The sequence below is a fragment of the Oceanicella actignis genome (assembly GCF_008124525.1).
In the GTDB taxonomy this organism is placed as follows: Bacteria; Pseudomonadota; Alphaproteobacteria; order Rhodobacterales; family Rhodobacteraceae; genus Oceanicella; species Oceanicella actignis.
In genome coordinates this window covers 138,038-164,101 of the sequence record NZ_VNHJ01000005.1, presented here as the reverse complement: position 1 = coordinate 164,101, position 26,064 = coordinate 138,038, and the positions used below count along the sequence as shown (strand labels likewise).

22 protein-coding genes and 2 pseudogenes are annotated in these 26,064 nt (G+C 73.9%); 15 read left to right on the top strand and 9 right to left on the bottom strand.

Features of this window, described 5'->3' with window-relative positions:
* Positions 1 to 209: 209 nt before the first annotated feature.
* The 4 genes from ccmI to LY05_RS09105 all read left to right on the top strand — a co-directional run bounded on the left by ccmI (position 210) and on the right by LY05_RS09105 (position 3,028).
* Positions 210 to 1,469: a c-type cytochrome biogenesis protein CcmI gene (ccmI, locus tag LY05_RS09120; protein WP_148922930.1), complete on the top strand. Its 1,260-nt coding sequence runs from the start codon at positions 210 to 212 to the stop codon at positions 1,467 to 1,469.
* The gene (gene ruvX / locus LY05_RS09115) at positions 1,466 to 1,954 is read left to right on the top strand and encodes a Holliday junction resolvase RuvX (protein ID WP_148922929.1); all 489 of its coding nucleotides are present in this window, start codon (positions 1,466 to 1,468) and stop codon (positions 1,952 to 1,954) included. The genes ccmI and ruvX overlap by 4 nt, the downstream gene beginning before the upstream one ends.
* Positions 1,951 to 2,196, top strand: coding sequence for a DUF1289 domain-containing protein (locus LY05_RS09110; protein ID WP_148922928.1), 246 nt, complete (start codon positions 1,951 to 1,953; stop codon positions 2,194 to 2,196). The genes ruvX and LY05_RS09110 overlap by 4 nt, the downstream gene beginning before the upstream one ends.
* A gap of 142 nt (positions 2,197 to 2,338) precedes the next feature.
* Entirely contained in the window at positions 2,339 to 3,028 is a 690-nt protein-coding gene (locus LY05_RS09105) for a retropepsin-like aspartic protease family protein (protein WP_170258926.1), read from the top strand.
* Between the two features lie 350 nt (positions 3,029 to 3,378).
* On the opposite strand, the gene dusA is transcribed toward LY05_RS09105, so the two are convergent.
* The 8 genes and pseudogenes from dusA to rsmI all read right to left on the bottom strand — a co-directional run.
* Complete coding sequence (gene dusA / locus LY05_RS09100; RefSeq protein ID WP_148922926.1) at positions 3,379 to 4,410, bottom strand: tRNA dihydrouridine(20/20a) synthase DusA; 1,032 nt, start codon at positions 4,408 to 4,410, stop codon at positions 3,379 to 3,381.
* 89 nt (positions 4,411 to 4,499) lie between these two features.
* Positions 4,500 to 5,624 (bottom strand): hypothetical protein, encoded by a 1,125-nt coding sequence (locus LY05_RS09095; protein WP_170258924.1) that lies wholly within the window; start codon positions 5,622 to 5,624, stop codon positions 4,500 to 4,502.
* Positions 5,621 to 6,472, bottom strand: a complete 852-nt coding sequence (locus LY05_RS09090; RefSeq protein ID WP_148922924.1) for an ABC transporter permease — start codon at positions 6,470 to 6,472, stop codon at positions 5,621 to 5,623. The genes LY05_RS09095 and LY05_RS09090 overlap by 4 nt, the downstream gene beginning before the upstream one ends.
* Positions 6,469 to 7,335 (bottom strand): ABC transporter permease, encoded by an 867-nt coding sequence (locus tag LY05_RS09085; protein WP_072747371.1) that lies wholly within the window; start codon positions 7,333 to 7,335, stop codon positions 6,469 to 6,471. The genes LY05_RS09090 and LY05_RS09085 overlap by 4 nt, the downstream gene beginning before the upstream one ends.
* Positions 7,332 to 8,474 (bottom strand): ABC transporter ATP-binding protein, encoded by a 1,143-nt coding sequence (locus LY05_RS09080; RefSeq protein ID WP_148922923.1) that lies wholly within the window; start codon positions 8,472 to 8,474, stop codon positions 7,332 to 7,334. Before LY05_RS09080 ends, LY05_RS09085 begins: the two co-directional genes overlap by 4 nt.
* Before the next feature lie 83 nt (positions 8,475 to 8,557).
* A complete protein-coding gene (locus tag LY05_RS09075; RefSeq protein WP_148922922.1) occupies positions 8,558 to 9,631 on the bottom strand; it encodes an extracellular solute-binding protein in 1,074 nt (357 codons plus the stop codon).
* A gap of 131 nt (positions 9,632 to 9,762) precedes the next feature.
* The gene (gene gshB, locus LY05_RS09070; protein WP_148922921.1) at positions 9,763 to 10,710 is read right to left on the bottom strand and encodes a glutathione synthase; all 948 of its coding nucleotides are present in this window, start codon (positions 10,708 to 10,710) and stop codon (positions 9,763 to 9,765) included.
* A gap of 856 nt (positions 10,711 to 11,566) precedes the next feature.
* Positions 11,567 to 12,508: pseudogene (gene rsmI, locus LY05_RS09065) on the bottom strand (16S rRNA (cytidine(1402)-2'-O)-methyltransferase); the annotation flags it as partial.
* Positions 12,509 to 12,606: 98 nt separating this feature from the next.
* Here rsmI and LY05_RS09060 point away from each other — a divergent pair.
* The 3 genes and pseudogenes from LY05_RS09060 (at position 12,607) to murJ (ending at position 18,807) form a co-directional block, all read left to right on the top strand.
* Positions 12,607 to 13,836: a penicillin-binding protein activator gene (locus LY05_RS09060; RefSeq protein WP_170258922.1), complete on the top strand. Its 1,230-nt coding sequence runs from the start codon at positions 12,607 to 12,609 to the stop codon at positions 13,834 to 13,836.
* Positions 13,778 to 16,660, top strand: a pseudogene (locus LY05_RS09055) ([protein-PII] uridylyltransferase); the annotation flags it as partial. The gene LY05_RS09060 and the pseudogene LY05_RS09055, both read left to right, overlap by 59 nt.
* A gap of 548 nt (positions 16,661 to 17,208) precedes the next feature.
* On the top strand, positions 17,209 to 18,807 hold the full coding sequence (gene murJ / locus LY05_RS09050; RefSeq protein ID WP_148922982.1) for a murein biosynthesis integral membrane protein MurJ: 1,599 nt from the start codon (positions 17,209 to 17,211) through the stop codon (positions 18,805 to 18,807).
* A gap of 308 nt (positions 18,808 to 19,115) precedes the next feature.
* On the opposite strand, the gene LY05_RS09045 is transcribed toward murJ, so the two are convergent.
* Positions 19,116 to 19,778 carry a rhomboid family intramembrane serine protease gene (locus LY05_RS09045; protein WP_148922917.1) on the bottom strand — a complete coding sequence of 221 codons (663 nt, stop codon included), beginning with the start codon at positions 19,776 to 19,778 and terminating at the stop codon, positions 19,116 to 19,118.
* Between the two features lie 119 nt (positions 19,779 to 19,897).
* Here LY05_RS09045 and trpS point away from each other — a divergent pair, with 119 nt between their 5' ends.
* The 8 genes from trpS to LY05_RS09005 all read left to right on the top strand — a co-directional run bounded on the left by trpS (position 19,898) and on the right by LY05_RS09005 (position 26,061).
* On the top strand, positions 19,898 to 20,947 hold the full coding sequence (gene trpS, locus LY05_RS09040; RefSeq protein ID WP_148922916.1) for a tryptophan--tRNA ligase: 1,050 nt from the start codon (positions 19,898 to 19,900) through the stop codon (positions 20,945 to 20,947).
* A gap of 94 nt (positions 20,948 to 21,041) precedes the next feature.
* A complete protein-coding gene (locus LY05_RS09035; protein ID WP_148922915.1) occupies positions 21,042 to 21,500 on the top strand; it encodes a universal stress protein in 459 nt (152 codons plus the stop codon).
* Between the two features lie 68 nt (positions 21,501 to 21,568).
* Positions 21,569 to 22,135 (top strand): NifU family protein, encoded by a 567-nt coding sequence (locus LY05_RS09030; protein ID WP_148922914.1) that lies wholly within the window; start codon positions 21,569 to 21,571, stop codon positions 22,133 to 22,135.
* The gene (gene tsaB / locus LY05_RS09025) at positions 22,128 to 22,814 is read left to right on the top strand and encodes a tRNA (adenosine(37)-N6)-threonylcarbamoyltransferase complex dimerization subunit type 1 TsaB (protein ID WP_148922913.1); all 687 of its coding nucleotides are present in this window, start codon (positions 22,128 to 22,130) and stop codon (positions 22,812 to 22,814) included. Before LY05_RS09030 ends, tsaB begins: the two co-directional genes overlap by 8 nt.
* Before the next feature lie 2 nt (positions 22,815 to 22,816).
* Positions 22,817 to 23,317: a GNAT family N-acetyltransferase gene (locus tag LY05_RS09020; protein ID WP_148922912.1), complete on the top strand. Its 501-nt coding sequence runs from the start codon at positions 22,817 to 22,819 to the stop codon at positions 23,315 to 23,317.
* A 110-nt stretch (positions 23,318 to 23,427) separates the two neighbouring features.
* A complete protein-coding gene (locus tag LY05_RS09015; RefSeq protein WP_148922911.1) occupies positions 23,428 to 23,913 on the top strand; it encodes a Ros/MucR family transcriptional regulator in 486 nt (161 codons plus the stop codon).
* A gap of 111 nt (positions 23,914 to 24,024) precedes the next feature.
* Entirely contained in the window at positions 24,025 to 25,332 is a 1,308-nt protein-coding gene (miaB, locus tag LY05_RS09010) for a tRNA (N6-isopentenyl adenosine(37)-C2)-methylthiotransferase MiaB (RefSeq protein ID WP_148922910.1), read from the top strand.
* A 90-nt stretch (positions 25,333 to 25,422) separates the two neighbouring features.
* On the top strand, positions 25,423 to 26,061 hold the full coding sequence (locus LY05_RS09005) for a hypothetical protein (protein ID WP_148922909.1): 639 nt from the start codon (positions 25,423 to 25,425) through the stop codon (positions 26,059 to 26,061).
* Positions 26,062 to 26,064 lie beyond the last annotated feature (3 nt).

The following is a 26,064-nucleotide window of genomic DNA, read 5'->3' as shown; positions in this document are numbered from 1 at the left end:
TCTGGCGGCCCGCCGGCGGGCCGCGCGTCACGTTCTCGCGGGCGGCGGCGCGCCCTCTTGGGCTTTCTATGCGCGCCTGCGCGCCGGGCCGCAACGGAATCCGCCGCATGGGCCGCCAAACCCGACCCCGCGGCCCGGCGCCGCGCCGCATGGACGCGGCGCGCCGCCGGCGCTAGGTTCGCGGCGATGACGATTTCGGAGAACCGCTCATGATCTTCTGGCTGGCGGCGCTTGCGGGCGCCCTGCTCGTCGCCGCGCTGACGCTGCGCCCGCTCTTGCGGCGCGAGGCGCCTTCGCTGCCGCGCGCGGCCCATGACGTGCAGGTGTTCAAGGACCAGCTGGCCGCGCTGGCGCGCGACGTCGAGCGCGGCGTGATCCCGGCCGAAGAGGCCGAGGGCGCGCGCGCCGAGATCTCGCGCCGCCTGCTGGCCGCCGCCGCCGAGGCCGAGCGCCAGGCGCCGCCCGCCCCCGCGCCGCGCCGCGTCTCGCGCCTTGCAGCGGCGGCGCTGGCGCTGGCCGTGGCGGGCGGCGCGGCGGGAATCTACTGGCGCATCGGCGCGCCGGGGCTGCCCGATCAGCCCCTGGCCGAGCGCTTCGCGCAGATGGAGCGGGCCGCCCGCGAGCGCCCCTCGCAGGACGAGGTCGCCCGGCGCCTGGCCGAGGCGCGCGCGAACGCGCCCGCGCCCGACGCGCAAGACGACGCCGACCCCGAGGCCGCGCGCCTTGCGCCGCTGGTCGAGCGGCTGCGCGCGGTGCTCGAGGCGCGGCCCGACGATCTGCGCGGCCACCGCCTGCTGGTCGGCGCGCTGCGCCGCCTTGGCCGCCATGAAGAGGCCCTCGCCGCCCAGCGCCGCGTGATGGAGCTGCTGGGCGACAAGGCCGGCGCCGACGATCACGCCGAACTGGCCGAGCTGATGATCCTGGCGGTCGAGGGCTATGTCTCGCCCGAGGCCGAGGCCGAGATCCGCCGCGCGCTCGAGCTCGACCCCGCCCAGCCCATGGCGCGCTTCTACGCCGCGCTGACCCTTGCGCAAAGCGGGCGCGCGGACCTGGCGCTGCCCATCTGGGCCCAGCTGGTGCGCGAGAACCCCGACGCCCCCTACGCGCCCGCGATCCGCGCGCAGATCGCCGCCGCCGCCGAGGCCGCCGGCCTGCCCGAGCCGCCCCTGCCCCCCGCCGCCGGCGCCGCCCCCGGCCCCACGCGCGAGGACATGCAGGCCGCCGCCGCCATGTCGGACGAGGAGCGCCGCCAGATGATCGAGGGCATGGTCGCGCGCCTGAACGAGAGGCTGGCCGAGCAGGGCGGATCGGCGCAGGAATGGGCGCGGCTCATCGGCGCGCTGGCCGTTCTGGGGCGCAAGGACGAGGCGCGCGCCGCGCTCGAGCGCGCCCTTGCCGCGCATGGCGCCGACGCGCAGGCGCGCGCCGCGCTCGAGGCCGCCGCCGCCCGCGCCGGGATCGCGCGATGAGCGCGCCGATCCTCGACATCGCCGCGCTGGCGCCGCTTCTGGGCCCGCGCGCGCAGCTGGCGGGGCTGGACGTGGGCGATCGGACCATCGGCGTGGCGCTGTCCGACGCGACGCGCTCGATCGCCAGCCCCATCGGCACGGTCCGGCGCAAGAAGTTCATGCGCGACGCCGAGGCCGTTCTGGCCATGACCGCCGGGCGCGAGATCGGCGGCTGGATCATCGGCCTGCCCGTGAACATGACCGGCGAGGAAGGTCCGCGCGCGCAATCGGCCCGCGCCTTCGCGCGCAACTTCGCGCGTCTGACCGACGCGCCGGTGGCGATGTGGGACGAAAGGCTCTCGACCGTCGCGGCCGAGCGCGCGCTGCTCGAGGCCGACGCCTCGCGCAAGCGCCGCGCCGAGGTGATCGACCACGTCGCCGCCGCCTACATCCTGCAGGGCGCGCTCGACCGTCTTGCCGCCCTTTCGCGCGAGGATCCGCGATGAACGACGAAGTCTGGCGCCGCGACGAGCCGCAAAGCCCCTGCGTGAAGGTCTGCCTCATCCATCCGGGCGCGGGGCTGTGCGTGGGCTGCCTGCGCAGCGCCGACGAGATCGCCGCCTGGCCGCGCATGAGCGACGACGAGCGCCGCGCCCTCATGGCCGAGCTGCCCGCCCGCCGCCCCCGCCTGACCGAAGCCGGCGCGCGCCCAAGCGCCCGCCGCCGCGCCCGACGCGGCGACGGATGACAAGGCGCGCTTCCCTGCGCTCAACCTTCCGTTAAGCGTGAATGCCGTCTTTTTGCAGTCGAGTTTCACGCCGAACGGCGTTATTCTGAACCCGTCCGGGGCGGTTTCCCGGCCCGTTCGATCGCCAAGCGGAGCCCAGCGCGTGCCAGTGCTCTTGTCCAGAATCCTTGCCGCCGGCGCCATTCTCGGCGCGCTGCGTCTGGCCTTTCCGCACGAGTTTTCCGACGAGGACGGCGCCCGCCGGCTGGCCTTCGCGGGGGTGGCGCTGCTGGCCAGCCTCGGCATCGCGGCGCTGGCGCGGCTCTGGCGCGGGCGCCTGGCCGCCGCGGCGCTGATCTGGGCGGCGGTCTTCGCGGCCATCGTCGGCGGCTATTCCTGGCGCGCCGAGCTGTCGGCCGCCTATGACCGCGCCCTCGGCCGCCAGGCGCCGCTGGTCGCGCTGGCCCGCGCAGGCGGCGAGGTCGAGCTGACCCGGACCTGGGACGGGCATTTCCGCGCCCCGGTGGTGGTCAACGGGCGCGAGGACGCCCCCCTGCCCATGCTGATCGACACGGGCGCCTCGATCGTGCTTCTGCGCCACGAGGATGCCGAGGCCGTGGGCATCGACACCCGCCGCCTGCACTACTCGACCGCGATCACCACCGCCAATGGCGGCGCGCGCGTCGCGCCGGTGACGCTTGAGAGCCTGCGCGTGGGCGACGTCGAGCTGCACAACGTCCGCGCCGCGGTGGCCGAGCGCGGCGCGCTGCACAGCCCGCTGCTGGGCATGAGCTTCCTTGGCGGGCTCAGCGAGCTGACCTTCCGCGGCGACAAGGCCCTGCTCAAGCGCTGATCCGCGGGCTCGCGGCGTTCCGGCGCCCGGCCCGATCCCGTGCGCGCGCCGCTCGCTTCGGCGAGGCCCGCCGCGCGGCCATGCCTTGCAAGAGGCGCGCCGCGAATGAGCCCCGCCCATCGCCGCCCGCCGCGGCGCGGCCCGCCCGGCATGGGCGCCCCGCTCGCCCGAAATGCGGCGCCCCGCCCCCGGCGACGAGGCCCGCCGCCCCCTGCCCCCGGCGGCGCCGGGGGGACCGGCGAGGATCAAGACGGGGGATCGGGCGAGGATTCACGCGCGGTTTCGGACGCGCTCTCGGGGGAGCTCGGGGCGGGGTTCGGGCGAGGGTCCGGGCTCGGTTCAGACCGGCTTCAGGCAGGAGTTCGGGCCGGCGCGTCGGCGACCTCGGCCAGCGCCGCCTCGATCAGCTCGGGCCCCGCGCCGGGCCTGTGCGCCCCCTCGGACAGCACGCGCCGCCAGCGCCGCGCGCCGGGCCGGCCGGCGAAGGCGCCCAGCATGTGCCGCGTGATCTGCCCAAGGCGCGTTCGCCGCGCCAGCTCGCGCTCGACATAGGGCAGCATCGCGCGCACGGCCGCGACGGGGTCGGCGTCGGGCCCCGGCGCGCCGAAGATGCGCCGGTCGGCGGCCGCGAGGATGCGCGCGGGCTCATGATAGGCCGCGCGCCCGATCATCACGCCGTCGACGCCTTGCGCCAGCAGCGCCTCGGCCTGGTCGAGCGAGGTCACCCCGCCATTGACCGCGATCTCGAGGTCGGGGCGGCGGCGCTTCATCCGCACGACCAGCGGATGATCGAGCGGCGGGATCTCGCGGTTCTCCTTGGGGCTGAGCCCTTGCAGCCACGCCTTGCGCGCGTGGATGGCGAAGGCCCGCACCCCCGCCGCCGCCGCCCGGTCGATGAAGGCGGGCAGCACCTGCTCGGGGTCCTGATCGTCGACGCCGATGCGGCACTTGACGGTGATGCGCGGCCCGCCCGCGGCGCGCGAGGCCTCGATCATCGCCGCGACGCATTCGGCCACCAGGCCCGGCGTCTTCATCAGGCAGGCGCCGAAGGCGCCCGACTGCACGCGATCCGAGGGGCAGCCGACGTTCAGGTTGATCTCGTCATACGGCCATTGCGCGGCGATGCGCACCGCGCGCGCCAGCTCGTCCGGGTCCGAGCCGCCCAGCTGCAACGCCACCGGCCGCTCGAGCGGCGAGAATTCCAAGAGGCGCTCGGCGTCGCCGCGGACGATGGCGGCGGCGGTCACCATCTCGGTGTAAAGCAGCGCGCGCCGGGTCAGCTGCCGATGAAACATGCGGCAGTGGCGGTCGGTCCAGTCCATCATCGGCGCGACCGACAGCCGCGCCGCGCGCGCGGCATCGAACGGGTCGGTCCGGGGCATCGCGTCGATCCTCCTTCGCTGCGGCGCGGTGGCCGAGGGGGCCCTTGCGTTAGCATCGCGCGCCGGACGACTCCAGCCCCGCGCCGCCCTCAGCGCGCCCGGCCGCGCGCCAGCATCCCCAGCCGGCGCAACAACGCCCGCGCCAGAAGCCGCGCGCCCAGCCCCTGTTCGGGCGCGGCGCGCAGCCGCGCAAGCTCGGCGCGCAGGCGCAGCACCTCGTCGGCGACGCCGCCCGCCAGCGCGTCGAGCTGCGCGTCGTCGAACATGTGCCCCGCCGCGGCTTCGGGCGACGGGGCGGGCGGGCGCGCGCGCTCGGGCCGATAGCGATGCTCGGGCGCGACGAAGGCGTCGACCCGCGCCATCGCCGGGGCCAGACGCGCCAGCATCCGCCGCTCGGCCTCGGGCGAGGCGCGGAAGGGATCGGCGCTCTGGCCGGCGGGGATGTCGGGAACGCGCTGACAGAACGCGTCCGCGCCGATGCGCGCGGCCGCGTCGGGCGCGTCGGCCAGCGCGCGATTGAGCCGCAGCTGCAGCGCCAGCTCGGACCGCGTCAGCGCCCGGTTGGCCCGCGCCAGGGGCGGCGCGCGCAAGAGCTCGGGCGGCGCGCCCAGCCATGCGGCCAGCTCGGGCAGCAGCGCCCGCCGGCAGACCGAATAGTTGCGCACCGTCAACCTGGCCCGCACGCCGGCGGTCCCATCCAGCGCCGCGATGCGCGCGATCGCCTCGGCCGCGCGTGCGGGCTGGTCGAAGCGCGCGATCAGGGCGTCGGGGCCCTCGGTCGCGCCATGGCGCTTGACGCGCTGCTGGCCGAGCGACGCCGCATGCTCGACCGGATCGCGGATGAACAGCAGCGCCTCGATGCGCGCGAACCCCGCCCGCGCCGCCTCATGCGCGATGAAGGACGGGTCGGGCAGGTCGAGCAGCGCGTCCTGCAGCCTTTCGCTCGAGAACAGCGCCGCGCGCGCGTCCTTCGCCTCGGCCAGGCGGGCGGCCAGCGCCTGCGGGCCGTCGAGCAGCCCCTTGCCGTTGCCCGAGGTGATGGCGGCGGGGTCGTCGGGCTCGCCGCCCGGCGCGGGCGGATAGGCGACGCCCTGCGCGGCCAGCGCGTCGCGGCTCAGGCGCAGCGCCGCCTGAAGCCAGGTCGTGCCCGTCTTGGGCTGACCCATATGGATGAAGAGCGTGCGCCCGCCCTCCCCCTTCGCCGCCCCCGTCATCGCGCGCGGCGCAGCGCGAGCGCGACGCCCCCGAGAACCGACGAGGCCAGGATCAGCAGCAGCGACACCGCGTTGAGCACCGGCGTCGAGCCCTGCTTCATGCGGTCGAACATCTCGATCGTCAGCGGCGCGTCCGAGCCGACCAGCATCAGCGTGGTGTTGAAGTTCTCGAAGCTCATGAGCATCGACACCAGCGCCGCCCCCACGATGGCCGGCGCCAGATAGGGCAACGTCACCTGCCGCACCGCCCCCAGCGGCGTCGCGCCGAGATTGAGCGCCGCTTCCTCGAGGCTGCGGTCGAACTTCTCGAGCCGGGCCGAGATGACCAGCGTCGCGAAGGTGGCGATGAAGGCGAACTGCCCCAGCACCACCAGCGTCAGCCCCGGCCGCAGCCCGTCGAACCACAGGCCGGTGGCGTCCTCGAGCCAGTTGGCCAGATAGCTGGTCTCGACCAGGATCGAGATGCCGAGGATGATGCCGGGGATCACCAGCGGCAGCAGCATCAGGACGTAGAGCGTCTGCTTGAAGCGGAAGTCGTGGCGCACGAACAGGAAGGCCGTCGTCACCCCCACCGACACCGACGCCGCCGAGACCCAGAACGCCACGATGGCCGAGATCTTCAGCGCCTCGAGAATGCCGCGGTCGTTGAACACCCCCAGCCACGGGCGCTGGTCGCCGATGAACCAGTCCAGCGTGAAGCCGTTCCAGGGCAGCGCCGCGAATTGCGACTTGTTGAAGGCGAAGACGCACACCACGACCAGCGGCAGCGCCAGATAGACGAAGAACGCCGCCACATAGGCGCGCCACAGCCAGCGCAGCGCGCGGGGCTGGGGAATGCCGGGGATCATGGCCGCGCCATCGCCGAGCGCAGCGACTGCCCCGACAGCCGCAGCCCGGCCCACACGATCGCCGAGGACAGCCCCAGCAGCAGGAAGCCGAAGGCGGCGCCCTGCTCCCAGTTGAAGCGGGTGATGAACTGGTCGTAGATCAGCCCCGTGAACCAGAGCGAGCTCTTGCCCCCCAGCAGGATCGGCGTCAGGTAGTTGCCCAGCGACATCATGAACACCACGATGCAGCCCGACGCGATGCCCGGCCGCGCATGGGGAATGACGATCTCGCGCAGGATGGTCCAGCCCGAGGCGCCCAGGTCGTAGGCGGCCTCGATCAGGCTGTCGTCCAGGCTGTCGAGCGTCGTCACCAGCGGCACCACCATGAACAGCATCGAGGTGTAGACCAGTCCGACCATGATCGCGACGTCGTTGTAAAGCATCTCGACCGGACCCTCGGCCAGCCCCGCCCATTGCAGCACCGCCGAGAACACGCCGCTTTCGCGCAGCAGGATCATCCAGCCATAGGTGCGCACCAGCTCCGAGGCCCAGAACGGCGCAAGGCACGCCAGGAACAGCGCCTGGCGCGCGCGCCCGCGCGCGATCTTGGCGATGTGCCAGGCCACCGGAAAGCCGATGAGCAGCGTCAGCGCCGTCGCCAGCACCGACATCCAGGCGGTGCGCACGAAGGTGTTCCAGTAGAGCGGTTCGGCCAGGAAGGTCAGGTAGTTGCCCAGCCCGAAGGCGTATTCGCCCACGCCCACCCGCTCGCGCAGCGAGACGAACAGCATCGCCGCGTGGGGAATGACGATGAGCAGCGTCAGCCACAGCAGCAGCGGCGCCAGCAGAAGGATCAGCGTCAGGCGGCCCGCCGGGCGGCTCATGCGGCGCCCTCCTCGGCCTGCGCCTTGCCGGGCTCGGCGGGCTCGGCGGCGAAGGCGCGCGCGGCGGCGGCGTTCCAGCCGATGTGGATGCGCTCGCCCCGGCGCAGGTCGGCGAACTCGCCCGTCTGCGGGGCGGCGACGTCGAATTCGCGCGCCGAACCGGCCACGCGCGCGTTGATGCGGCTGTTGGCGCCGTTGAACAGGATGTCGCGCACCTCGCAGGCGAAGACGTTGTCCATGCCCGCCACGTCCTCGGCCTGGCGCGAGACGCGGATCGCCTCGGGGCGCACGAACAGCTCGGCCTCGTCGCCCGGCGCCAGCCCGGCCGAGGCCGCCGCCGCGCGCAGGGGCGGACCGGCGGGGTCGGCGACCTCGACCGCGTCGCCCTCGCGCCTCAGCACCTTGCCGCGCAGGCGGTTGGCGTCGCCCACGAAGCCGGCGACGAAGGCGGTGCGCGGGTTGTAGTAAAGCTCTTGCGGCGGGCCGATCTGCTCGAAGCGGCCGCGATTCATCACCGCCACCTGGTCCGACATCACCAGCGCCTCGGACTGGTCGTGCGTGATGTAGACGAAGGTGGCGCCGAAGGTCTCCTGCAGGCGCTTGAGCTCGACCTTCATGTGCTCGCGCAGCTTCAGGTCCAGCGCGCCCAGCGGCTCGTCCAGCAGCAGCAGCGCCGGCTCGATGACCATGGCGCGGGCGATGGCCACGCGCTGCTTCTGCCCGCCCGACAGCTGATCGACGCGCCGACGCTCGAAGCCGGGCAGACCGACGCGCTCGAGCGCGTCGGCCACGCGGCGCTCGATCTCGGCCGAGGGCACGCGGCGCTGGCGCAGGCCGAAGCCCACGTTGCGCCCGACATCCATCATCGGAAACAGCGCCAGGTGCTGGAACACCATCGCCACGGGGCGGCGGTTGGGCGGCACGCCGACCATGTCGCGGCCCTTGATGCGCAAGGCGCCCGAGCTGGGCTCGAGAAACCCGGCGATCATGCGCAGCAGGGTGGTCTTGCCGCAGCCCGAGGGGCCGAGGATCGAGAAGAAGCTGCCCGGCGGCGCGGCGAAGCTGACCTCGTCCACCGCGGTGAAGTCCTGGAAGCGGCGCGTCAGCCGGACGGCCTCGAGATCGGGGGTGTCGGTCATCCGCTCTCCTGACCTTCATGGCGGGGCCGGGCGGCGCGCGGCCGCCCGGCCCCGGATCGTCGCACAAGCGTTGCCGCGGCGTCTTACTGCGCCGCCTTCACGCGGTCCAGCACGGCGCCTTCCATGGCCTCGAGCCCGGCGGGCACCGGCGGATACCACTTGATGTTGTCGATCGCCTCGGGCGGGAAGCTGGCCTGGAAGCGGGCCTTGAGCGCGGGATCGGCGAAGGCGTCCGCCCCCTTCGAGGCGGTGAAGTTGCCCGCCGAGGCGGTGATCCGCGCCGCGATCTCGGGCCGCATGACGAAGTTGATCCACGCGTAGGCGGCGTCGTCGGCCCGCCCGCGCTTGGGCAGGGCGAAGGTGTCGATCCAGCCCAGCGCCCCCGAGGCGGGCGCGACGAAGGTGATGTCGGGGTTCTCGGCGTTCAGCTTCCAGCCGCCGGTGTCCCAGGCCATGGCGGCCCAGACCTCGCCCGAGCGCAGAAGGTTCAGGATCTCGTCCCCGCCGGACCAGTAGGTCTTCACGTTCGCCTTGCACTCGACCAGCTTCTTCTCGACCTTGTCGAGAATGGCCTTGTAGGCGTCGGGGTCGGCATAGGCGGCGAAGGGGTCCTCGCCCATGGCGAAGGCGAAGGCGATCAGCGTCGGGCGCTTGAGCCGGTAGCTGACGCGGCCCTTCAAGGCCGGGTCGCACAGGTCGAGGTAATCCTTCACCCCCGGCGCCTTGGCCTTGTTCACCACCAGCCCCGAGGTGCCCCACACATGCGGCACGCCATACACCTTGCCGTCCACGGTGGTGTTGCGCTTGGTCGCCTCGAGCATCGAGGGAATGAACTGCGCCGCGTCGATGCGCGACAGGTCCAGCGGCTTGTAGATGCCGAACTCGGCCTGGGCGCCGGCGATGCGGTCCTGGCTGGGCTGGGCCAGGTCGAAGCCGCCGCCGCCGGTGGCGCGCAGCTTGGCGATCATCTCTTCGTTGTTCGACAGCGTGACCTCGACCTTGTGGCCGGTCTCCTTCTCGAACATGGCGACGACGTCGTCGGGGGCGTAGCCGCCCCAGGTCAGCAGACGCAGCGTCTCGGCCGAGGCCGAGGCCGCGCCCAGCGCCAGCGCCGCGCCGGCCAGCGCCGCGACGGCGCGAAGGGTGGATCTGGCCATGCGTTCTTCTCCCTGTCTGATTGCGCGCGCCGCCCGGACGGGCGGCGACGCCTTGTCGCATGTTTCGGAGAAAGAAATGTGACGCATCGCCCCGCGCCGTTCAATTCCTTTCAGCGGCGCCGGGCCGGGCGTCAGCGCGCGGCACGGCGCGCCTCGATCGCCTCCCAGATCAGGCGCGCGGCGTTCACCCCGTCGAAGCGCTCCAGCTCCTGGATGCCGGTGGGCGAGGTGACGTTGATCTCGGTCAGCATGCCGCCGATGACGTCGATGCCCACGAAGATCAGCCCGCGCTCGCGCAGAAGGGGGCCGATGCGCGCGCAGATCTCGCGGTCGCGCGCATCCAGCGCCACCGGCTCGGGGCGTCCGCCGACATGCATGTTCGAACGCGTCTCGCCCGGCGCGGGCACGCGGTTGATGGCGCCGACCGGTTCGCCGTCGACCAGGATCACGCGCTTGTCGCCGCGCTCGACCTGGGGCAGGAACTTCTGCACGATCAGCGGCTCGCGGCTGATGCCGCAGAACAGCTCGTGCAGGGCGTTGAGGTTGGCGTCGGCATGGGCCAGCTTGAACACCCCCGCCCCGCCATTGCCGTAGAGCGGCTTGAGGATGACGTCGCCGTGGCGGTCCTTGAAGGCGCGCAGCGTCTCGAGCGAGCGGGCGATCGCCGTCGGCGGGGTCAGGTCGGGAAAGTCCAGCACCAGCAGCTTCTCGGGGCAGTTGCGCACCCAGAAGGGATCGTTCACCACCAGCGTGCGCGGGTGGATCTTCTCGAGCAGGTGGGTGGTGGTGATGTAGCCCATGTCGAAGGGCGGGTCCTGGCGCAGCAGCACCACGTCCTGCTCGGCCAGATCCACGGTGCGCCGCTCGCCCAGCGCGAAGTGGTCGCCCTTGCGTCGGCGCACCTCGAGCGGCCAGCCCGTCGCGGTCACGCGCCCCTCGTTCCAGGCGAGGTCGTCGGGGTGGTAGTAGAACAGGCGATGCCCCCGCGCCTGCGCCTCTTCGGCCAGGCGGAAGGTCGAATCGGCGTCGATGTCGATGCCGGCGATGGGGTCCATCTGGATGGCGACGGAAAGGCTCATGGGCAGGTTCCCTCGGAAAGGTCGTTGACGGGTGCCGGCGTCGCCGCGCGAAGGGCGCGGCGCGGCGCGCCGGCGCAGGGGCCGGCGGCGCTTGCCGGAACGGGGCTTGCGGGGGTGCGGCTTGCGAGGATGGGGCTTGCGGGGGCGGCCGACGTCGCGGCGCCGGTCCGCAAGCACGACCGGACGGCGATCGCGCCCCGGCAGCCACGGCGCTTTCGCGCGCGCGAGCGGGCCGCGCCCCCGGGCCGCGCGCCCGTGCGCACGCCGCCGCCAGGACCGGCCCGGACGCAGGCAAGGACGGCGGCGCGCAATCCGCTTCGCATTCCGCGCCGCGCGCAGGCTCGGGCGGCCGAACGAGCCCCGCTTCGCAATCGGCGCCACGCGCCGCTTCGGGCGCCCGATCGCGCCTCGGCAGGGCATCCGCCGGGCGCGTCGGGCGCAAGGCCGCCGCCTCTGCGCAAGCCCTCTCGCACGCAGGCTCGGGCGCCCGGCAGAAGATCGGCGCGCAGGCCGGCTCGCACGCCGCCGCCGGGGCCGGACCGAACGCCGCTTCGCAGGCCGCGCCGCGCGCGGGACCCGGCGGTCGCGCGGATCCCGGTTCGAGCTCCGCCCGGCGCGTCGGGCGCGGGGCCGCCGCCGGAGGCTTGCGAGGCGGGGGCCTTCATGGCCGCTCGTCCCTTGCGCCCCGGCCGCGCCGGCGCGCCGTTTCGTCGCGCGCCGGCTCGCCGCCGAGGCGCCCGCCCTCGGGCGCCCGCCCCTCGCCGCGGGCGCCGCGCGGGGCTGCGGGCGCGTCCAACGCATCCGGGTCCTCGGCTTCGTCCGGCGCGGGGGCGTCCGCCGCCGGCCGGTCGCCCCTGGCCAGATCCAGCGCGCGCGCGTAGACGGTCTTGCGCGGCAGGCCGAAGGCGGCGGCGACCTCGCGCGCCGCGTCCTTGACGGACATGGTTTTCAGCGCGCGCGCGAGCGCCGCGTCCAGCTCCGGCGCGTCCTCGTCCCGGCGCGGCGCCTCGGCGGCGGCGGGCGGGCCCACGACCACCACCGCCTCGCCGCGCGGCGCGGGCTCGGCGGCCAGCTCGGCGGCCAGCGCGCCCAGCGCGCCGCGGCGGACCTCCTCGAAGCGCTTGGTCAGCTCGCGGCAGATGGCGGCCTGGCGCGCCGGACCGAGGGCCGCCGCCATGTCGGCAAGGCTTTCGGCCAGGCGCCGCGGCGCCTCGTAGAAGACCAGCGTGGCCGGGATCGCCGCCAGCGGCGCGAGCGCGGCGCGGCGCGCGGCGCGGCGCGTCGGCAGGAAGCCCGCGAACATGAAGCGGTCGGTCGGCAGCCCCGCCACGCACAGCGCGGCCAGAAGCGCGCTGGCGCCGGGCAGGGCGGTCACGGCGTGGCCGGCCTCGGCCGCCTCGCGCGCCAGCTTGTAGCCCGGATCCGAGATCATGGGCGTGCCCGCCTCGGCCACCAGCGCCACGCTTGCGCCCTCGGCCAGCCGGCGCAGCAGCTCGGGGCGGCGGCGCTCGCCATTGTGGTCGTGATAGGCGATCAGCGCCCGCCCGCCCAGCGGCACGCCGTGCATCTCCATCAGCCGTCGCGCGGCGCGGGTGTCCTCGGCGGCGATGACGTCGGCCCGCCGCAGCGCGTCCAGCGCGCGCAGCGTGACGTCGCCCGCATTGCCGATCGGCGTCGCCACCACGTAAAGCCCCGGCGCGAGCGGCGCCTCGACGGGCGCTTCGACGGGCGCTTCGACGGGCGCTTCGGGGGCCGCGGCGCCGGCGTCCGGCGCGTCGGCGGGCGATGTCCGCTCCATCGGCTTTCTTGCCGCCACAATTCGCTCCATACTGCGCCCGGCATCGGACCCCGGGCGGGGTCATGGCGCATCGCCGCCGGTCGAACAAGAGGGGTAACATGCGCAACGCTCGACTCAAGTGCATTCGCCGCCGCGCGCTGGGCGCGCTGGCGCTCGGAGCCGCGGCCTTTCTGGCCGCCTGCGGACAGCCGCGCCCGCCGGCCTCGGGGCCCATCGCGCAGGGACCCGCGCAGCCGGGCGCGGCCGCGCCGGCGGCGGTCGATCCGCGCGGCCCCGTGCAGGTGGCGCTGCTGGTTCCGCTGACGGGCGGCGACCCGCGCGGGCGGCTCGAGGCGCAGGGCCTGGCGGACGCCGCGCAGCTGGCGGCGCGCGAATCGGGCGAGCGGGGGCTGCGGCTGAGCGTGCTCGACACGGGCGGCCGGCCCGACGGCGCCGCCGAGGCCGCGCGCAAGGCCGCCGACGAGGGCGCGGCGCTGATCCTCGGCCCGCTCTTCGCCCAGAACGCGCGCGCCGCGGCCCAGGCCGTAGCCGATCGCGGGCTCAACGTCGTCGCCTTCTCGACCACGGCCGAGGTGGCGGGGGGCAATCTGTGGCTGCTGGGCAGCCTGCCGCGCACCGAGGCCGAGCGCATCGTCGGCTACGCCGCCGCGCAGGGGCTGCCGGCGCTGGCCCTGTTCCACCCCGACACCGCCTATGGCCAGACCGCCCGCGCGGCGTTGCGCGCGGCGGCGGCGCGGCACGGCGCCTCGGTGGTGGCGGCGGCGGCGTATGAGCGCAGCTTCGAGGGCATCCAGGAGGCGGCCGAGCCCTTCGCCGCGCAGCTGCTGGCGGCGGGCGCGAACGCCGTGGCGCTGCCCGACCAGGGCCAGGGGCTGAGCGCCGCGGCGGCGTTCCTCAACTATCACGGCGTCTCGCCGCGCGAGGTGAAGTATCTGGGTCTGAGCGGCTGGCAGGACCCCGCCTCGCTGCGCGAGCCGGCGCTGCGCGGCGGCTGGTTCGCCGCTCCCGATCCGGCGCCGCTCGAAGCGTTTGCAGAGCGCTTCGCCGCCGCCTATGGTCGGCCGCCGACCGCGCTTGCGCCCCTGGGGCACGACGCGGTCGTCGCCGCCGCGACGATGCTGCGCCGCGCGCGCGCCGAGGGGCTGGACGCGCCCTTCGCGGCCGAGGCGCTGACCGACCCGCGCGGCTTCATCGGGGCCATGGGGGCCTTCCGCCTGACCCCGGACGGCCTGAACGAACGCGCGCTGGCGGTGCTGGAGGTTGACGAAGATGGGTTCACGGTCATCGACCCCGCCCCCGCCGCCGCGCCTGGCGCTCCCGGCGTCTGAGCCGCATCTGGACGAGGAGGGGCGCAGCCCCGTCGCCGCCCCCGGCGCCGAACCCGCCGAACGCCCGGCCGAATCGGGCGGCGAGCTGCTCTTGCCCGTCGAGCGGATCATCGACCGCGACGACGCGCTGGCGCGGCTGGCCGCCGCCGCCGAGGCCGCCGAGGGCCGCGCCGACGTGCTGCGCGCCGAGGCCACCGCGATCCTGCGCGAGAAGCTCGAGCGCGGGCACGAGGCGATCCGCGCCGCCTTCGAGGCGCGCCCCATGGCCGGCGCCCCCGCCTCGCGCGCCGTGGCGCGGCTGACGGACGAGATCGTGCGCCTGGCGGTCGAGGTCAGCCTGCGCTGGCTGCACCCCCTGCACAACCCCACCACCGGCGAGCGGCTGACCGTCGCCGCCGTCGGCGGCTATGGCCGCTTCGAGATGGCGCCCCATTCGGACGTGGACCTTCTGTTCCTGACCCCGTGGAAGAAGACCGCCTGGGTCGAGAACGTGGTCGAAAGCACGCTCTACATCCTGTGGGACCTGCGGCTGAAGGTCGGGCACGCGGTGCGCTCGATCGACGACTGCCTGCGCCTTGCGGCCGAGGACGTGACCATCCGCACCGCCCTTCTGGAAAAGCGCTTCATCTGCGGCGACATGGAGCTGCACGCCGAGCTCGACCAGCGCCTGTGGTCCGAGCTGTTCGAGCGCACGGGCCCGCAATTCGTCGAGGCCAAGCTCGAGGAGCGGGCGCGCCGGCACGAGCGGCACGGCGGCTCGCGCTATCTGCTCGAGCCGAACGTGAAGGAATCGAAGGGCGGGCTGCGCGATCTGCAGACGCTCTACTGGATCGCCAAATACCTCTATCACGCCGCCACGCCCCAGGCGCTGGTCGAAAAGGGCGTGTTCGACGAGGACGAGCGCCGCGTCTTCTCCGAGGCGGCCGACTTCCTGTGGACGGTGCGCTTTCACCTGCACTACGCCGCCGGGCGCGCGAACGATCAGCTGACCTTCGACCAGCAGGTCGAGGTCGCGCGCCGCATGGGCTTCGACGACGCCGAGGGCCAGCGCGGGGTCGAGCGATTCATGCAGGCCTATTTTCGCCATGCGCGCAATGTGGGCGAGCTGACGCGCATCTTCCTCGCCGCGCTCGAGGCCCGGCACGTCAAGCGCCGCCCCGGCCTCGGGGCGCTGGTGCGCGCCTTCCATTTCGGCCTGCGCCGCGGAGAGGGCCCCTTCCGCCTGCGCGACGGGCGCCTGGACCTGGCCGATCCCGACGCCTTCGAGAAGGACCCGCTCAACATGCTGCGGCTCTTGGACGAGGGCATGCGCACGGGCGCGCTCATCCACCCGGCGGCCCTGCGCAAGATGGCCGCCAGCGTGCATCTGGTCGACGACGCCATGCGCGCCGATCCGGTCGCGAACCAGATGTTCCTGAACCTGCTGCTCGGGCACGGCAATCCCGAGCGCGCGCTGCGGCGCATGAACGAGACGGGGCTTCTGGGCGCGTTCATCCCCGAATTCGCGCGCATCGTGGCGATGATGCAGTTCAACATGTATCACCACTACACGGTGGACGAGCACACGATCCTGGCCATCTCGATCCTCAGCCAGATCGAGCGCGGCGAGCGCAAGGACGCCCTGCCCATCGCCTCGCGCATCCTGGCCGAGGGGGTGAACCGCACCGTCCTTTACGTCGCGCTTCTGCTGCACGACATCGGCAAGGGCCAGCCGCGCGACCATTCCGAGGTCGGCGCCGAGATCGCCGCCCGCCTGTGCCCGCGCCTTGGCCTGAACGAGGCCGACAGCGCCACCGTCGAGTGGCTGGTGCGTCACCACCTGCTGATGTCCGACGTGGCGCAAAAGCGCGACATCTCGGACCCCGCCACCGTGCGCGCCTTCGCCGACGTGGTGCGCAGCCCCGAGCGGCTCAAGCTGCTGCTGGTGCTGACCGCATGCGACATCATGGCCGTGGGTCCGGGGGTGTGGAACAACTGGAAGGCCCAGCTTCTGCGCCAGCTCTACCGCGACACCCGCGAGGCGCTGACCGGCGGCCATGACCGCCAGACCAAGGCCGAGCGCGTGGACGAGGCCAAGGCCGCCCTGCGCGAGCTGCTGACCGACTGGACCGCCGAAGAGATCGAGGCCGAGATCAACCGCCACTACGCCGCCTACTGGCTGGGCCTGCGTCCCGAGATCCAGGCGGTGTTCGCGCGCCTTGCGCGCATCGCGCGCGACGACGCGGTGGCCTCGGACATCACCGCCGATCCCAGCCGCGACGCCACGCGCGCCTGCTTCTACATGGCCGACCATCCCGGCATCTTCAGCCGCATGGCCGGCGCCATCGCGCTGGCGGGGGCGAACGTGGTCGACGCGCGCACCTTCACCACCGCCGACGGATATGCGTGCTCGGTGTTCTGGATCCAGGACCCCGGCGGGCGGCCCTACGACGCCGCGCGGCTCGACCGGCTGCGGCGCGCGATCGACCGCACGCTGGCCGGCGAGGTGGTCGCGCGCGAGGCGCTCAAGCCCAAGCGCAAGCTCAAGAAGCGCGTGTCCGAGTTCCGCGTGCCCACCCGCGTGGTCTTCGACAACGAAAGCTCGGATCTCTACACCGTCATCGAGGTCGACACCCAGGACCGCATCGGCCTGCTGCACGATCTGACGCGGGCGCTGACGGCCAGCAACGTCTCGATCGTGTCGGCCATCATCGCCACCTACGGCGCGCAGGCGGTGGACGTGTTCTACGTCAAGGATCTGTTCGGGCTGAAGATCCGCAACCCCGCCAAGATGCGCGCCATCGAAGAGCGCCTGCGCGCCGCCATCGACGCCGCCGCCTCGCAGGACGAGCGGCCCGCCGGCGCCTCGGCCGCGCCCGGCGAAGGGGCCGGGGCCGGCGCGGCGCCGGCGAAGCCCGCCCGCCGCCCCGCGCGCCGCAAGGCCGCCAAGGGCGAGGCCAAGGACGAGGCGACGGGCGCGGCCGCTCGCTCGGCCCCGGGCGCGGCCCCGGCGGCGAAGGGCGCGCGCAAGACCGCGCGCCGGGCGTCGGCCCGCGCCGCTTCGCCCGTCGCCGAAGCCGGGACCGAAACGGGCGCGCCAGCCGCTCCGCCCCCGACGCCGGAAGAAGACGCCGCCCCCCGGACCCGCGCGCGCCGCGCCCCCCGCCGCGGCGCGGCCGCCGAGGGCGCAAGCGGCGAGACGGGCGCGGCCGCCCCGCCCCCGCGCGCGCCGACCGCGAGCGCCGACGCCCCTGCGGCCGAGACCGCGCCCAGGGGCGCCAAGGGCCGACGCCGCGCGCCGCGCGCCGCGCCGCCCGAAGACGGCGGCGCCGATGGCGGCCCGGGCGCGGGCGGCGGCAAGGATGGGGGCGCAAGGCGGGGCGGGCGGCGATGATCCGCGCGCCGCGCCTGGGCCGCGCCTTCGCCACCGTCGGGCTCTGGACCATGGCCAGCCGCGTGCTGGGCTTTGCGCGCGACGTGATGATCGCCGCGGCGCTGGGCTCGGGCCCGGCGGCGCAGGCCTTCGTGGTCGCTTTCTCGTTGCCCAACCTCTTCCGCCGCTTCTTCGCCGAGGGCGCGTTCAACATGGCCTTCGTGCCGATGTTCGCAAAGCGGCTCGAGGGCGAGGGCCCCGAGGCCGCCCGCGCCTTCGCCGAAGACGCGCTGTCGGCGCTGACCGCGATCCTGATCGGCTTCACGCTGGCGGCGCAGCTGGCCATGCCGTGGCTGGTGCTGGCGCTGGCCTCGGGCTTCGCCGACGACGCGCGGCTCGAGCTGACGACGGCGCTGGGGCGCATCGCCTTTCCCTACATCCTCTTCATCTCGCTCGCGGCGCTGTTCTCGGGGGTGCTGAACTCGCTCGGGCGCTTTGCGGCGGCGGCGGCGGCGCCGGTGCTGTTGAACGTGGTGCTGATCGCGGCGCTGGCGCTGGAATCGGCCGGGGCGCTGAGCGCCCTGCCCGCCGTCGGCCCGCCCGGCGCGGACGCGCCCGCGCGGCTGCATGCGGGAACCGTGCTGGCGTGGGCCTGCCTGGCGGCGGGGCTGGCGCAGCTGGCGCTGGTGCGCGCGGCCGCGCGGCGCGCGGGCATGGCGCTTGTCCTGCGCCGGCCGCGCCTGACGCCCGAGCTGCGGCGCCTGGCGATCGTCGCCCTGCCCGCGGCGCTGGCCGGAGGCGTGGTGCAGATCAACCTGGTGGTCGGGCGGCAGGTGGCCTCGTATTTCGACGGCGCGGTGGCCTGGCTCTACTACGCCGACCGGCTCTACCAGCTGCCGCTCGGGGTGGTGGGCGTGGCGATCGGCGTGGTCCTGTTGCCCGACCTTGCGCGCCGGCTGCGCGCGGGCGACGCGGCGGGCGGGCGCGAAAGCGCCAACCGCGCGGCCGAATTCGCCCTGGCGCTGACCCTTCCGGCGGCGGCGGCGCTGATCGCCATGCCCGGCCCGATGGTCGGCGTGCTGTTCGGCCGCGGCGCCTTCGCCCCCGAAGACGTCGCCGCCACCGCGCTGGCGGCCGCGATCTACGGCGCGGGCCTGCCGGCCTTCACGCTGCAAAAGGTCGTCCAGCCCATCTATTTCGCGCGCGAGGACACGCGCTCGCCCTTCCGCTTCGCGCTGTGGGGCATGGCGGCGAATGCGGCGATCGCCATCGGGCTGGCGCCGGCGATCGGCTACCTTTCGGCGGCTCTGGCGACGACCGCCGCGGGGTGGCTGAACCTTCTGCTGCTGTGGCGAGGCGCGCGCGCCTTCGGCGGCGCGGCCGAGCCCGACGCGCGGCTGCGCCGGCGCGCCCCGCGCCTTGCCGCGGCCAGCGCGCTGATGGGGCTGGGCGCGGCGGGCATGGCGACGGCGGCCGCCCCGTGGCTCGAGGCGCCCGGCTGGCGCTATGCGGCGCTGGCGGGTCTGGTGGCCGCGTCGGCGGCGCTTTACGGCGCGGCGGCGTGGGCGCTGGGCGCCATGCGCCCGGCCGAGCTGCGCGCCGCCCTGCGGCGGGGCTGAGACGCCCAGCCCGAGCGCCGCCTTCCCGAGCGGCGGCGGCCCGACCCGCGGCGCGAAGCCGGCGCCCGGACGACGCGCTCCGATCGCCGCCGGCAGCCGGCCCCGCGGCGGCGGAAAGCCGGCCGAAGCCGCATGCGCGGGCCGGCCGGGCATGGCGGCGCCGGGCGCCGGCGCCCTTGTCGGCCCAAGCGCCGCCCCGCCGCCGTCCCGCCGCCCGAAACCCCGCCCAAGCCCCGCCGCGCTCCGGCGGCCGCGCGCAGCCCGGCGGGCCTGCCTGCGACGCGCTGCAGCGGCCCTTGCCCGCCCCCTCAGGCCCCGCGAAGGCGGCGCACGGCCGCCGCGGCCCAGGCGGCGGCCCAACCGGCCAGGAAGCCGCCCAGATGGGCCTCCCAGGCCAGCATCCCGCCCGCCAGCACCATCAGCACCAGGTTGATTGCGACAAGCCCGCCGATCGAGCGCAGGAACGCCCCCCTAGATCCGCCGCCATGGCCGAAGACGTAGATATACTCGACATATTTCACCGCGCCGATCAGGCCGAACACCACGCCCGAAGCGCCGACCATGGGAACGTCCGTCGCGCTCAGCAGCCCGAAGCACAGCGCCCCGCCGACGGCCGTGACCGCGAACAGCGCCGGGAACATCAGCGCGCCGAAAATGCGAATCGTCACCAGCCCAAGCCCCAGCATCGCCGCGCAGTTCATCAGGAAATGCGTCGCGCCCCCGTGCAGGAAGGCGTAGGTCAGCAGCGTCCAGACCGTCTGCGGCGGCACCGGCCGTCCCGCCAGCCAGGCGTCGAACCACGGGTCGAAGAAGGCGAAGCGGCGAAAGGCCGCGATGCGCAGACCCGGCTCCAGCACGCCCGCATCCGACAGCTGGAACGCCAGCTCGAGCGCGGCCATGACCGCGGCGAACAGATACAGGACCGGACGCTGGCCGGGGCGAAGGGGCGGCAAGGTGGGCAGCTGGAACATGGCGCTCTTCGTCTGCGCGCCGATGGCCGGCGCAACCGCCGCGCCCGCACGGCTTGACCGGGGGGGCGCGCCGCCTCATAAGGCCGAGCGGACGCGCCAGGCACAAGAGGAAAACGGACATGACCGAAGCCCGGACCGACACCGCCCCAGCCCCCCGCCCGACGCGGGTCTTCTCGGGCGTCCAGCCGACGGGCAACCTGCACCTCGGCAACTATCTGGGCGCGGTCAAGCGCTTCGTCGAACTGCAGGAGCGCGGCTGGGAGACGATCTACTGCATGGTCGACCTGCACGCGCTGACCACCAACCCCGACCCGGCGGATCTGCGCCGCGCCACGCGCGAGCTGGCCGCCGCCTTCATCGCCTGCGGCCTGGACCCGGCGAAGTCGATCCTGTTCAACCAGAGCCAGGTCTCGGCCCATGCCGAACTGGCCTGGATCTTCAACTGCGTGGCACGGGTGGGCTGGCTCAACCGCATGACGCAGTTCAAGGACAAGGCCGGCAAGAACCGCGAGGCCGCCTCGGTGGGGCTCTACGACTATCCCGTGCTGATGGCGGCCGACATCCTGGCCTACCACGCCACCCATGTTCCCGTCGGCGAGGACCAGAAGCAGCATCTCGAGCTGACGCGCGACATCGCGGTCAAGTTCAACAACGACTATGGCTGCCCCGGCTTCTTCCCCGAACCCGAGCCGCTGATCGAGGGCGTGGCCACCCGCGTGATGAGCCTGCGCGACGGCACGAAGAAGATGTCCAAGTCCGACCCCTCGGACATGAGCCGCATCAACCTCTCGGACGACGCCGACGCCATCGCGCGCAAGATCCGCAAGGCCAAGACCGACCCCGAGCCCCTGCCCGACTCGGTCGAGGGCCTGGCCGAGCGCCCCGAGGCGCGCAACCTGGTGGGCATCTACGCCGCGCTGGCCGACCAGACGCCCGAGCAGGTGCTGGCCGAGTTCGGCGGGCGCAATTTCGGCGACTTCAAGCCGCGCCTGGCCGAGCTGGCGGTCGCGCGGCTGGCGCCGATCAACGCGCGCATGCGCGAGCTGGCCGCCGATCCGGCCGAGCTCGACCGCATCCTGGCCGACGGCGCCGCCCGCGCCGAAGAGATCGCCGCGCCGATCCTGGCCCGCACCAAGGAGCTGGTCGGCCTGCTGCGCACCCGCGGCTGAGGCCCGGCGCCGCGCAAGCTCGGCGCGCGGCGTTGCGCGGGCGGCGCGGATCGGTCATCCTTGGCGCCCGCGCAACGGCACGGAGCATGACGCAGTGCGCAAATTCCTCGTGGTGGTGGACGAAACGCCCGAATGCCTCAACGCGATCCGATTCGCGGCGCGCCGCGCGGCCAAGACCGGCGGCGGCGTGCAGATGCTGTTCGTCATCCGCCCGGAAGAGTTCCAGCACTGGATCGGCGTCGCCGAAGTCATGCGCCAGGAGGCTCGCGAGGCCGCCGAGGCCCGCTTTCAGGAGCTGGCCGAGACGCTGCGCGAAACGGCGGGCGTCATGCCCGAATTCGTGATCCGCGAGGGCGAGGCCGTCGAGCAGATCCTGGCCCAGATCCGCGAGGACCCGCAGATCGGCGTGCTCGTGCTGGGCGCGGGCGCCGAGGGCGACGGCCCCGGCCCGCTCGTCAGCCAGCTGGCCGGGCGCATGGCCGGACGCATGCCGGTGCCCATCACCGTGGTTCCGGGCTCGATGAGCGAAGAGCAGCTGGACATGGTCTGCTGACCCAACGCGCCGCGGCGCTTGAATTCGCCGCGCAACGGGTCCAAATCAGGTGCGAAACGGAGGCGCCAATGTTCATCCAGACCGAATCCACGCCCAACCCCGCCACGCTCAAGTTCCTGCCCGGCCAGCCGGTGATGCAGACGGGCGCGGCCGACTTCCCCTCGGCCGAGGCGGCCGCCGCGTCGCCCCTGGCGCGACGCATCTTCGCGGTCGAGGGCGTGACCGCCGTCTTTCTCGGCTCGGACTTCATCACCGTGACCAAGGCCGAGGATCAGGAATGGGCGCATCTCAAGCCCGGCATCCTCGGCGCGATCATGGAGCACTACCAGTCCGGCGAGCCCGCCATCCAGGGCGCCGGCGGCGCGGTGGATCACGCCGCGCATGACGGCCCCGACGCGCGCATCGTCGAGCAGATCAAGGAGCTGCTCGACACCCGCGTGCGCCCCGCCGTGGCGCAGGACGGGGGCGACATCACCTTCCACGGCTTCGACCGCGGGGTGGTCTATCTGCACATGCAGGGCGCGTGCGCGGGCTGCCCGTCCTCGACCATGACGCTCAAGATGGGCATCGAGAACCTGCTGCGTCACTACATTCCCGAGGTGACCGAGGTGCGCCCCGTCGGCGTGAATGTCTGACGCGCCGCTCATCCTGGCCTTCGACAGCTCGGCCGCGCATTGCGCGGCCGCGCTCGTTCGCGGCGAGGCCGTCCTGGCCGCGCGCGCCGAGGCCATGGAGCGCGGCCAGGCCGAACGCCTGCCGCTGCTGATCGAAGAGCTGCGCGCCGAGGCCGGCGCGGCGCTGGACGACGTTGCGCGCATCGGGGTGGGCATCGGGCCGGGCAACTTCACCGGCGTGCGCATCGCGGTGGCGCTGGCGCGCGGGCTGGCGCTGGCGCTCGGGCGCCCGGCGGTCGGGGTCTCGCGCCTTGCGGCGCTGCATGCGGCGCTGACGCCGGGGCGCGCGGCGCTGGCGGTCGCGGCGGGCCGGCGCGGGCAGATCCTGGCCCAGCCCTTCGCCGCGGACGGCGCGCCGCTGGCCCCGGCCGCCGCCCTGACGCCGGCCGAGGCCGCCGAGCGATGGCGCGCGCTGCAGCTCGCGGCCGTGGCCGGCGCGCGCGAGGGCGGCGCGCAGGCGGCCCGCGCGCTGGGCGCGGCCTTCGTCGCCGGCCCCGGCCCGGCGGGCGACGCCCCCGATCCCGTCGCCATCGCGCGCCTCGCCGCCGGCGCCGACCCGCGCGAGCGGCCCGCCCCGATCTATCTGCGCCCGGCCGACGCGGCGCCGCCCGCCGAGGCGCCGCCCCCGATGCTGGACTGACCATGCCCCCCGCCCCGCCCGCCGAACAGAGCGCCGCGCACGCCGCCGAACGCGCCGCGGCCATCCACGCCGCCGCCTTTCCGCACGAGCCCTGGAGCGCGCGCGCCATCGCCGATCTGGCCGCGGCGCCGGGCGGGTTTCTGCTTCTCGACGCAGCGCAGGACGGCTTCGCCCTTGGCCGCGTCGCGGCGGACGAGGCCGAGCTGCTGATGCTGGCCGTCGCCCCCGGGGCGCGCCGGCGCGGGGCCGGGCGCGGGCTGCTGGCCGCGTTCGAGGCGCGCGCGGCGGCGATGGGCGCGCGGACGGCGCATCTTGAAGTCGCCGCCGACAACGCGCCCGCGCTGGGACTTTATCGGTCGGCCGGCTATGCGCGCGCCGGACTTCGCCCGCGCTACTATTCGCGCCCCGACGGCGCGCGCATCGACGCGGTTCTGATGACGCGCAAGTTGCGCCAGGGCGAAAACGGTCGCGAAGACGCGACCTTTTCACCCTCTGCGAATTGACGAGTTCGCGCTTTTCAAATAATCAGAAGTAGAGATCGACGCCTTCCCCCGTCGATCCGCCCATGCAACGAATTGTCCGACGCCGCGCGCATCGCGGCAAGAGAGGCCGAATGTCTGAAGATCGCGCTGTAGACAAGTCTGAACTTCTGTCCCTGACTGCGGAAATCGTGGCGTCGCATGTCTCGAACAACCCCGTCTCGCCGAACGACCTGACGGCCGTCATCCAGTCGGTGTTCGACAAGCTGTCGGAACTGGCCGAAGACGCGCCCAAGAAGACCGAAGAGCTGGTCCCCGCCGTGCCGATCAAGAAATCGGTGCATGACGACTACATCGTGTGCCTCGAGGACGGCAAGAAGCTGAAAATGCTCAAGCGCCACCTCAAGACGGCCTACAACATGACCCCCGACGAATACCGGGCCAAATGGGGCCTTTCGGCCGACTATCCCATGGTCGCGCCCGCCTATGCGCGCAAGCGGCAGGAGCTGGCGCGCAAGATCGGCCTCGGGCGCAAGCCCGCCGGCGCCGCCAAGGGCCGGGGCAAGGCCGGGACCAAGGCGGCGGCCAAGACGGCCAAGGCCGAAGCCGCGGCCGAGTGACCCGCGGCGCGTTGCGCGCCGCGCCCGCCGGATGTATGCACGCAGCACCAGACGCGGCGCGGGCGCCTTGGGCTCCTGCGCCGCAAGGCCGTTGAACAAGGCGAGGAACGCATGGCCCGCACGCGCAAGGTTTTCGTCAAGACCTACGGCTGCCAGATGAACGTCTACGACTCCGAGCGCATGACGGGCGCCCTGGCCGCCGAGGGATACGAGCCGACCGACCGGCCCGAGGATGCGGACCTTATCCTTCTGAACACCTGCCACATCCGCGAGAAGGCCGCCGAGAAGGTCTATTCCGAGCTGGGCCGCCTGCGCCCGCTCAAGCAGGCGCGCCCGGATCTGAAGATCGGCGTCGCCGGCTGCGTCGCCCAGGCCGAGGGCGAAGAGATCATGCGCCGCCAGCCGCTGGTCGACTTCGCCGTGGGGCCGCAGGCCTATCACCGCCTGCCGCGCCTGGTGCGCGAGGGCGGCGTGGACACCGAATTCCCCGCCGAGGACAAGTTCGACCACCTGCCGCCCGCCCCGCGCGCCCGGCGCGCGCCCGCCGCCTTCCTGACGGTGCAGGAGGGCTGCGACAAGTTCTGCGCCTTCTGCGTGGTGCCCTACACCCGCGGGGCCGAGGTTTCGCGCCCCGTCGAGCGCATCCTACGCGAGGCGCGCGAGCTGGTCGAGCGCGGCGTGGTCGAGATCACCCTGCTGGGGCAGAACGTCAACGCCTATCACGGCCAGGGGCCCGACGGCGAATGGACGCTGGCGCGGCTCATCCGCGAGCTGGCGCGCATCGACGGGCTGGCGCGCATCCGCTACACCACCTCGCACCCCAACGACATGACCGACGACCTCATCGCGGCCCATGGCGAGGTGGACAAGCTCATGCCCTATCTGCACCTGCCGGTGCAGTCGGGATCGGACCGCGTGCTCAAGGCCATGAACCGCCGCCACACGGCCGAGCAGTATCTGCGCCTGATCGAGCGCATCCGCGCCGCGCGGCCCGACATCGCCATGTCGGGCGACTTCATCGTCGGCTTCCCCGGCGAGAGCGAAGAGGATTTCGCCGACACCCTCGCCCTGTGCGAGGCGGTGCGCTACGCCTCGGCCTATTCGTTCCGCTACTCGCCCCGCCCCGGCACCCCCGCCGCGGGGCGCGAGCTGGTCCCCGACGAAGTCGCCGCCGACCGCCTGCACCGGCTTCAGGCGCTGCTGGCCCGCCACCAGGCCGAGTTCCAGCGCGCCATGGTCGGGCGCACCGTGCCGGTGCTGATCGAAAAGCCCGGCCGGCTGCCCGGCCAGATGGTCGGCCGCTCGCCCTGGCTTCAGGCGGTGCATCTGGACATCGGCGCCGAGCAGGTCGGCCGCATCGTGCCGGTCGAGATCGTCGAGGCGATGCCCAACTCGCTGGCCGGACGCGCGGCGGCCTGAACGACGGAAAGCGGTTGCCGGGAATGTTCCCCTAACGTATCCATTCCGGGTTCATGAACGCGCCCTTGGCGCCGATAAGGAGACCCGGATTTGATCCTTCCCGCCGCTTCCCGCCGCCGCGCCGCCGTTTCGGCCGGCCTGTGCGCCGCGCTCGTCCTGTCCGCCTGCGCCAAGAAGGCCGAGGACGTCGCCGCCGCCTACCGCTCGCCCCAGCTTTACGCCGGCTTCGATTGCCCGACCCTGGCGGCCGAGCGGCTGAACATCTCGCGCAAGGTCGCCGAGCTGTCCGACGCGCAGAACGACGCCGCCACGCGCGACGCGGTGGCCGTGGGCGTGGGGCTGGTGCTGTTCTGGCCCGCCCTGTTCATGCTGGCCGCCGGCGACGAGAAGAGCGAGCTGGCGCATCTCAAGGGCGAATACGAGGCCATCGAGCGCGCCATGACCATGAAGCGCTGCCCCGAGGCCAAGCCGGCGACGACGGTCGCGCAGAATGTCGGCGCGGCGCCCGCCCCGGCGGCGCCGGCCGCCCAGCCGGCCGAGGAGTCCGTCGCGGCGGCTGAGGCGTCGGCCATGGCGCCTGATCCGCGCCTTTACGAGGGCAAGCCGCTGAGCGCCTTCTCGCAGGACGAGATCCGCGGCTTCTGCGCGCAGGATTGGCGCATGCGCGTGAACGCCGAAGGCAGGACCGAGTTCAACCCCTGCCACAGGAAGGACGCCTTCGAAGCCTGAGCG

Bases quoted from the DNA above. Each gene is read 5' to 3' on its own strand.
- ccmI (WP_148922930.1), top strand. From the start codon at position 210: ATGATCTTCTGGCTGGCGGCGCTTGCGGGCGCCCTGCTCGTCGCCGCG.
- ruvX (WP_148922929.1), top strand. From the start codon at position 1,466: ATGAGCGCGCCGATCCTCGACATCGCCGCGCTGGCGCCGCTTCTGGGC.
- LY05_RS09110 (WP_148922928.1), top strand. From the start codon at position 1,951: ATGAACGACGAAGTCTGGCGCCGCGACGAGCCGCAAAGCCCCTGCGTG.
- dusA (WP_148922926.1), bottom strand. From the start codon at position 4,410: ATGCCCCGGACCGACCCGTTCGATGCCGCGCGCGCGGCGCGGCTGTCG.
- LY05_RS09095 (WP_170258924.1), bottom strand. From the start codon at position 5,624: ATGACGGGGGCGGCGAAGGGGGAGGGCGGGCGCACGCTCTTCATCCAT.
- LY05_RS09090 (WP_148922924.1), bottom strand. From the start codon at position 6,472: ATGATCCCCGGCATTCCCCAGCCCCGCGCGCTGCGCTGGCTGTGGCGC.
- LY05_RS09085 (WP_072747371.1), bottom strand. From the start codon at position 7,335: ATGAGCCGCCCGGCGGGCCGCCTGACGCTGATCCTTCTGCTGGCGCCG.
- LY05_RS09080 (WP_148922923.1), bottom strand. From the start codon at position 8,474: ATGACCGACACCCCCGATCTCGAGGCCGTCCGGCTGACGCGCCGCTTC.
- LY05_RS09075 (WP_148922922.1), bottom strand. From the start codon at position 9,631: ATGGCCAGATCCACCCTTCGCGCCGTCGCGGCGCTGGCCGGCGCGGCG.
- gshB (WP_148922921.1), bottom strand. From the start codon at position 10,710: ATGAGCCTTTCCGTCGCCATCCAGATGGACCCCATCGCCGGCATCGAC.
- LY05_RS09060 (WP_170258922.1), top strand. From the start codon at position 12,607: ATGCGCAACGCTCGACTCAAGTGCATTCGCCGCCGCGCGCTGGGCGCG.
- LY05_RS09045 (WP_148922917.1), bottom strand. From the start codon at position 19,778: ATGTTCCAGCTGCCCACCTTGCCGCCCCTTCGCCCCGGCCAGCGTCCG.
- trpS (WP_148922916.1), top strand. From the start codon at position 19,898: ATGACCGAAGCCCGGACCGACACCGCCCCAGCCCCCCGCCCGACGCGG.
- LY05_RS09030 (WP_148922914.1), top strand. From the start codon at position 21,569: ATGTTCATCCAGACCGAATCCACGCCCAACCCCGCCACGCTCAAGTTC.
- tsaB (WP_148922913.1), top strand. From the start codon at position 22,128: ATGTCTGACGCGCCGCTCATCCTGGCCTTCGACAGCTCGGCCGCGCAT.
- LY05_RS09020 (WP_148922912.1), top strand. From the start codon at position 22,817: ATGCCCCCCGCCCCGCCCGCCGAACAGAGCGCCGCGCACGCCGCCGAA.
- LY05_RS09015 (WP_148922911.1), top strand. From the start codon at position 23,428: ATGTCTGAAGATCGCGCTGTAGACAAGTCTGAACTTCTGTCCCTGACT.
- miaB (WP_148922910.1), top strand. From the start codon at position 24,025: ATGGCCCGCACGCGCAAGGTTTTCGTCAAGACCTACGGCTGCCAGATG.